The organism is Virgibacillus xinjiangensis (assembly GCF_042643145.1).
In the GTDB taxonomy this organism is placed as follows: domain Bacteria; phylum Bacillota; class Bacilli; order Bacillales; family Amphibacillaceae; genus Virgibacillus_O; species Virgibacillus_O xinjiangensis.
The window spans coordinates 1-6608 of the sequence record NZ_JBHRSA010000001.1 but is presented as its reverse complement, the minus strand read 5'-3'; the positions used below and the strand labels follow the sequence as shown (position 1 = coordinate 6608).

Annotated in this window: 10 protein-coding genes; 6 read left to right on the top strand and 4 right to left on the bottom strand. The window is 47.5% G+C overall.

The genetic code is table 11. The annotated features are described in order from the left end of the window. Positions 1–230 (top strand): IS3 family transposase (locus tag ACFOGI_RS00050; RefSeq protein WP_390266585.1); only part of this gene is annotated, 230 nt, incomplete at its 5' end. Positions 231–329: 99 nt separating this feature from the next. On the opposite strand, the gene ACFOGI_RS00045 is transcribed toward ACFOGI_RS00050, so the two are convergent. Then, the gene (locus ACFOGI_RS00045; protein ID WP_390266583.1) at positions 330–1670 is read right to left on the bottom strand and encodes a YjiH family protein; all 1341 of its coding nucleotides are present in this window, start codon (positions 1668–1670) and stop codon (positions 330–332) included. Positions 1671–1828: 158 nt separating this feature from the next. Between ACFOGI_RS00045 and ACFOGI_RS00040 the strand changes: the two genes are divergently transcribed. The 5 genes from ACFOGI_RS00040 (at position 1829) to ACFOGI_RS00020 (ending at position 4988) form a co-directional block, all read left to right on the top strand. After that, on the top strand, positions 1829–3493 hold the full coding sequence (locus ACFOGI_RS00040) for an ABC1 kinase family protein (protein WP_390266581.1): 1665 nt from the start codon (positions 1829–1831) through the stop codon (positions 3491–3493). Beyond that, positions 3486–3791 (top strand): phasin family protein, encoded by a 306-nt coding sequence (locus ACFOGI_RS00035; RefSeq protein WP_390266579.1) that lies wholly within the window; start codon positions 3486–3488, stop codon positions 3789–3791. The genes ACFOGI_RS00040 and ACFOGI_RS00035 overlap by 8 nt, the downstream gene beginning before the upstream one ends. Positions 3792–3982: 191 nt before the next feature. Further along, the gene (locus ACFOGI_RS00030; RefSeq protein ID WP_390266577.1) at positions 3983–4120 is read left to right on the top strand and encodes a hypothetical protein; all 138 of its coding nucleotides are present in this window, start codon (positions 3983–3985) and stop codon (positions 4118–4120) included. A gap of 143 nt (positions 4121–4263) precedes the next feature. Then, positions 4264–4605, top strand: a complete 342-nt coding sequence (locus ACFOGI_RS00025; protein ID WP_390266575.1) for a YwdI family protein — start codon at positions 4264–4266, stop codon at positions 4603–4605. Positions 4606–4619: 14 nt separating this feature from the next. Beyond that, positions 4620–4988 carry a DUF423 domain-containing protein gene (locus ACFOGI_RS00020; protein ID WP_390266573.1) on the top strand — a complete coding sequence of 123 codons (369 nt, stop codon included), beginning with the start codon at positions 4620–4622 and terminating at the stop codon, positions 4986–4988. On the opposite strand, the gene ACFOGI_RS00015 is transcribed toward ACFOGI_RS00020, so the two are convergent. The 3 genes from ACFOGI_RS00015 to ACFOGI_RS00005 all read right to left on the bottom strand — a co-directional run bounded on the left by ACFOGI_RS00015 (position 4983) and on the right by ACFOGI_RS00005 (position 6285). Beyond that, on the bottom strand, positions 4983–5234 hold the full coding sequence (locus tag ACFOGI_RS00015; protein WP_390266571.1) for a hypothetical protein: 252 nt from the start codon (positions 5232–5234) through the stop codon (positions 4983–4985). The two genes, ACFOGI_RS00020 and ACFOGI_RS00015, sit on opposite strands and share 6 nt — an antisense overlap. A gap of 109 nt (positions 5235–5343) precedes the next feature. Beyond that, positions 5344–5835 carry a spore coat protein GerQ gene (gene gerQ / locus ACFOGI_RS00010; protein WP_390266569.1) on the bottom strand — a complete coding sequence of 164 codons (492 nt, stop codon included), beginning with the start codon at positions 5833–5835 and terminating at the stop codon, positions 5344–5346. Positions 5836–5859: 24 nt separating this feature from the next. Beyond that, entirely contained in the window at positions 5860–6285 is a 426-nt protein-coding gene (locus ACFOGI_RS00005) for a cell wall hydrolase (protein ID WP_390266567.1), read from the bottom strand. Positions 6286–6608: the final 323 nt, after the last annotated feature.

The following is a 6608-nucleotide window of genomic DNA, read 5'->3' as shown; positions in this document are numbered from 1 at the left end:
TCCAAAGCATGTCACGTAAGGGGAATTGTATAGACAATGCGCCTGTAGAAAGCTTCTTTGGCATCATAAAGCAAGAAATATATCATGGGGAACCTCTCTGTACCTACGAAGAATTAAAAAGTAAAGTGGAAGATTATATTTATTATTACAATAACCAACGTGTTAAAGGAAGATTGACCGGCATGAGCCCACTTCAATACCGACTTCATACCGATCTAATCGTTGCCTAATAAAACTCCAACTATTGGGGGTCACACCAAAAGCGAAGTATATTTCCGTAGCTGTTAACTCATCTAATCAGTTGTTCAGCTTCCCTATTGGATCAGGCCTTAGTAGATGAAGTGTGCAATCAATACGATGACCGGCAACGTAATGATTGTACGCAACAGGAAGATGATGGCAAGGTCCTTGAAATTGACTGGCACCTTCGAGCCGAGAAGCAGTCCACCTACCTCCGACATGTAGATCAGCTGAGTGACTGACAAGGCTGCAATGATGAACCTGGTAATCTCCGCTTCAATGGAAGAGGCGAAAATAGCCGGCAGGAACATATCGGCAAAGCCGATCAGCATGGTCTCTGAAGCTGCTTCCGCCTCAGGAACCTGCATCAGTTCAAGGATCGGTACGAATGGCATGCCAAGCCATTGGAAGACCGGTGTATATTCGGCAATGATCAAGGCGACCAGACCGAATGCCATGACGACCGGTGCCACACCCATCCACATATCAAGGATGTTTTGTCCGCCTTCTTTGAAAAATTTATAGACACTGTTCTCTTTATCGGCACGGCGCAAGGCTTTTCTATAACCGAATGTCCAGAGATTGTCGCCCTCGGGTACTTGTTCATCGATGCCTTCCGCATTGTCCCGGATATAGTCCTGAGACTTCCGGGACAATGGAGGGATCCTCGGCATGATCAGGGCAGCTACCAGCCCTGCTGCAAATACGGTCAGATAAAATGGAATGAACATATGCTCCAGACCGACTTCCGCAATCACCACGAGGGAAAAGGTGATGGATACAATCGAAAACGTCGTACCAATGACAGCAGCTTCTCTCTTGGAATAGAAACCTTCTTCATATTGCTTGCTTGTAAGCAGAACCCCGATGGTCCCGTCTCCGATCCAGGAAGCCAGGGAATCGATCGATGCCCGGCCAGGAAGTTTGAATAATGGGCGCATGATCTTGGTCATCAATGTACCGAACAGCTCCAGCAGCCCGAAGTTCATCAGGAGCGGGAGGAATAGCCCGGCGAACAAGAAGACTGCGAACAACACATGCAACAAGTCATCCAGCAGCAGTTGGCCAGTGTTCGGCCCATGCACAGCTTCCGGTCCGAGCCCGAAATAGACCATGATGGCAAAAATGGCTGCCAGCACCCGTGTAGCCGTCCAGAACCAGCTGGTATGGAACAAGCTTTGGAAGAAAGGTGTCTTGGCAAGAGCATCCCTTCCTGCGACTTTTGCAAAAACAGTCATAATCGCAGTAACTAGTATAATAATCATCATTATAAGCGATAATTGGTCGGCAAGAAGGTCCTGCACAGATCCTGCGAGGATTGCAATCGGTATCGTAATGCCGCCCTCTGTCGGAAAAGGAAACATGAACAGGAAAATACCGATCAGCGACGGCAGGATGAATTTCAATTGGTTTTTTGTTTGATTGGTCATGATGTAGAAACTCCTTCATTTGATTTCTTACCCAATTATAAGTGAAATTCTGTATAAATCAATACTTTTTTGTATAAATATGCATATTCCGTGGTGGATATTCATGGGAATGTTTATCATGCCACGTCTCAGGGGAAAAGGGGAGGGAGGTGTTATCCGTGAAAAATGCTAGGAAATATAATTTCGTATATCGAAATGCAGTCATCCTCGGCATGACGATCAAGTTCATCATTCAATTGTATCTATTCACATTTACACATAGGATATGGGACGACCGGACTGTCAGGCAGTGGAATCGCATGTTGGCTAGAATGGCAAGGGAATTCCGTGAAAAAGCCGTCCGTCTGGGAGGAGTGCTCATCAAAGTGGGCCAGTTCCTGAGTACGCGAGCAGATTTCCTTCCGGAGGCATTCATCCGGGAATTATCAGGGCTGGCCGATCAGGTGCCTGCCGTACCATTCGATATCTCCAAAGGATTGCTGGAAGAGGAATGGAACAGCAGCATGGACAAGCATCTGGAAAGGATCGATCCGGAACCCGTGGCCTCTGCATCCATCGGAGAAGTATACCGTGCAGTACTGAAAGACGGTACAAAGGTGGCCGTCAAGGTTCAACGCTACCGGGTGAGGGAGATTTTCCGAAAGGACTTTGTCGCACTCAAGCTGGTTTTCTGGCTGATCAGAGTATTTACGTCGTTTGGAAAGAAAGCGGACTTGACCGCCCTTTACAAGGAGCTTGTCCGAGTGATGGACAGGGAGTTGGATTTCCGGCAAGAACTGAAGTATGGCAACTATTTTAAAGAGCGGTACAGGAACATGCCATCCATACATATTCCTTCCTATTATAATCATCTGTGCACGAGCAGGGTGTTGGTGATGGATTGGGTGGATGGCGCCAAGATCACGGATGTGCCGTACTTGAATGCCCATCATTTGAACCCGGAACACCTGGCGAGAACGTTGTTTGACTTTTATATTGACCAATTTCTCCACCCTGGCTATTTTCATGCTGATCCCCATGCAGGCAATATTCTTGTCCAGGAGGACGGGGCCATTGCCATTTTGGATTTCGGGATGGTCGGTGAGATCAGTAAACAGGATACGGTCTATTTCAAGCGGGTGGCGAGGGGCTTCATCATTGATGATTATAAATTGATGATCGACGCCTTGGAAGAAATGGATTTCCTGCTGCCTGAAGCCGATAAGGCTAAACTGGAGAAGGCATTCAGGCAACTCTTGGACCTCTATCAGGACGGATCATTGAAAGACATGGATACAGACACCATGGCACAGATTGCAGAAGAAGTGAAAATCATAGTCCAAGAGCAGCCGATCCAGCTTCCGGCGGACTATGCCTATTTTGCACGAGCGGTTTCGATCATTGCCGGGCTGCTTTATGCCGTATTTCCAGAAATGGATATAGAAAAGTGGGCAAAGCCACAGGTCAAAAAATGGTTCGGTTACCGCAATTTGGCGGAAGCAGTCGCCAAACAGAAGGCCAAGGAAGCCGCAGAGCCAGTGCTGGCATTGCCCCGGGCGATGTTAAAATGGCTGGAAAATGGGGAAAAGGATAGAGAATGGGACAAGGAGAAGCAGGAGCTCCGGTTGAAGCATCATTTCTACTTATTCTTGGAGACCATCTGCTTTATAATGGTATTGATCGGTGCTGGTATGATATTTTATGGTTATACCGCCGGTTTGACCGGGATCGCAGTTGTTTCTTTGGCGGTTACCTCCATACTGGTGCTGCTGATCCATATCTTGTTCTATAGGCATTACCGCATGATCCAATTCAGGAAACGAGGGGGTGTTGCGAATGAGTGATACACTGAGAAAGGGATTTCTGCTGGGACTTGGAGCTGCCATTTCCGGCAAGGAAAAACTGGACACCAAGTTGAAGGAAATGGTGGATAAGAATGAACTGACCCAGGAACAGGCAAGGAATATGATGGACAGTTTCGTCGTCAAGGGCGAAATGAAGAGAGATGAATGGAACTCCAAGCAGTATGACCAGACAAGGAAAATGGCAAAGGATCTGGGTCTTGCGACGAGAGAAGACATTAATGAACTAAGAGCAAGGATTACCCAGTTGGAAGCAAAGCTGGGCGAAGATGAACAATAGATGAAGGGTTGGGCCAGAAAAGGTCCACCCTTTTTTCATGGGGCAGAATCGACGGGAGGCGAAAGATGTCAAAAAGAGCAGTTATCTGTAAATTCTGCCTTTTTATAATTTTTCCATTGATTTTCGTCTCGATCTTCGTTAGAATAAAAAATAAGAAATGAGCGGCGTTTATTACAGGGGGCTTGGGTGTAATGAAAAGTTTTATTCACCTATATGAAGAAACACAGGAGGAGCTTGGCAGGAAGCTGAGAAAAGACGAGTATGAATTCCTGGAATGGATGTATGAGCGCTACATAGAAGAGAAGATGGATACGGAGAAAATCTCATAGATCGGATCGGCATGGAATCCTGGAGGACTGATTTCCAGGGTTTTTTTGGTGGAATTTTTTAAAGGATTCCTGCAGCGATTTCATCAACGAAACATGTTATACTGTGGGATAGACCATTAAAGGCAGATAAGGAGAGATCGTGCGTGGCTATTGCGAATGAGACGATCATTCAAAAGATGATGAAAGAACTGCAGGAAGCGAAGGCGGAGCAGCACAAGCAGGAGAAGTTGACCATGCATATGGAGAAAATCCGCATGCTGTGTGATCTGTTCCTGGAGGGGAAAGCAACACCCGAAAGGAAAAGGACTGTGACAGTTTACGATGATGAAGAGGTTTTTGATGAGTTTAAAGACGATGAGTTTACTGAGGAAGAAATCAAAGCCATGATTGGCGATACAGATGCCAACCGCAATTCTGGCAAAACCCGCAAGACGGTCGTTGATGATGACGATGATGCTAACGGCGACTCTATTTTTGATTTTTAAAGGAAGGGTTCATCATGAAATTATTCTTATTGATTGGTATGGTTAATGGATTTCTGGCAGTGGCTTTGGGTGCGTTCGGAGCACATGGGCTGGAAGGAAAAATTTCACAGAAGGCATTGAACACATGGGAGAAAGCGGTCAACTATCAGATGTTTCATACGACGGCGCTGCTGGTGACCGGTCTGCTTGCCGAAAGAATCACCGGAGCGAGCATCACATGGGCCGGCTGGATGTTCTTCATCGGAATTCTCCTGTTTTCTGGCAGTCTGTACATCTATTCAACAACCGCTATTAAAACCTTTGCCATGGTAACACCGCTGGGCGGAGTGGCGTTTCTGATCGGCTGGGTCTTGCTCGGAACAGCCGTCATGCGCTTTTTATAGTCGGAAGAACAGATACGTAACGAAAATGAACAACAACATGGCACGGAGGCCCTGTTTTCCGGCCTCAGGAGTGTTGCCTGTCTGCCATAATAGCATAGCCTCACATAACAGGCTGAAGGCGAGCAGGTAAAAGGCCAATAGGATAAGCAGGAGAAAGCCTTGGATCAGAGCGATTACACCAAAGAGGATGACAGCTGCGATGGCAGCAAGTTCCATACGGACAAGCTTTTCGTAGGGGTGGCGCATCGAGTTTCCCTCCCAAGTATATTCATGCTATGTCGGAACGGATGAGGAATATAACGGTCAACCTCTGAATGGTTGGAAAGGGATGGCACTTATCGTGCCATCCCTTTTATCATCTAGGAGAATATGCTGAGAATTGTCCGCTTGTGCCTCCAAATGGGTAGGAATAATTGATTTCTTCATTGAACTCTACGTAATCCAGGTAGATCATGAGCAGCAGGTACCATCTTCCGGTTTCTGTGTCATGTAATACGATATGGTCTCTCCCTGCTTCCTCGATTACACCGGTGAATGTCCGGGATTCGCCTTGGCCTCCGTTTTCAAAAGTCATGTAAACCCTGGCCTGCTTGCCGCGATTCAGACGCAGGATATTTTCAATATAGGACTGTTCCATCGGCAGTCCTGTTTGCTGCGGCGGCTGCATTTGCTGCATCTGTTGCATCTGCTGCTGTTGTCCCTGCTGTCCCTGTTGGCCTTGCGGCGGAATCTGCCGGGACTGGAAAGCTGGGTAATATGCAGGTGAACCTTGCGGGTAATAATAGTAAGGATAGGCCTGATAGGAATTGTTGTACTGCGGTTTGCTGTCATCGTACTGATTGCTCATGTAAACACCCTCCTGATTAGGAAATTATCGGACCACACGCGGACATTCGGATGCCGAAGGGGCGAAAAAGCAATGTGATTTGTAACGCCCAGTATTCCATTGGTTGAACCACTGGGCGGGACAAGCACCCTGCGGCATAAAGAACCAGAGAGAATTGGTGGCCGGATGAAAGCGCTCGCCTTGAATGACTCTTCGGGCAAGACGTTTATCCCGTTCCCTTGCACGCTGATAGAAATATCCTTTTTGCGTCGCCTCAAACCCTCCTGGGCTCTGGAAGACCATTTCTCTTATATTGCGGATCCCGGGGAAATCTAGGCAATCCGCGATCACCCGGTTTACACCGGTATTTCCTACCATCAGCATGCCCAATTTTCCATCGCCTTCTGCTTCCGCCCGCATCAACCTCGCCAATAAGGCAACATCTTCTTCCGTATGCTTCACTACAGCCATAGAAATACCTCGTTTCTGCTGAATCTTGGTGCTGGCTCACTAGTTATATCTATGATGGACGCCTGGAAATGATGACATGATTTCTGTTTGGGAGCGGGGGTAGTTATTTGGGGTGAGTGGTGGAATCGGCAGGAAGCGCGGTTTATCCGCGGGAGCGTGAGGAAATCAGCAGGAGGCGCGGGTTATCCGCGGGAGGCGCGTGAAATCGGCAGGAGGCGCAGGATATCCGCGGGAGCGTGAGGAAATCGGCAGGAGGCGATTAAGTCCGTATAATTGTGTAAAAGTGTAAAAAAAAGAATGGATCACATCAATTCTTGGTTACA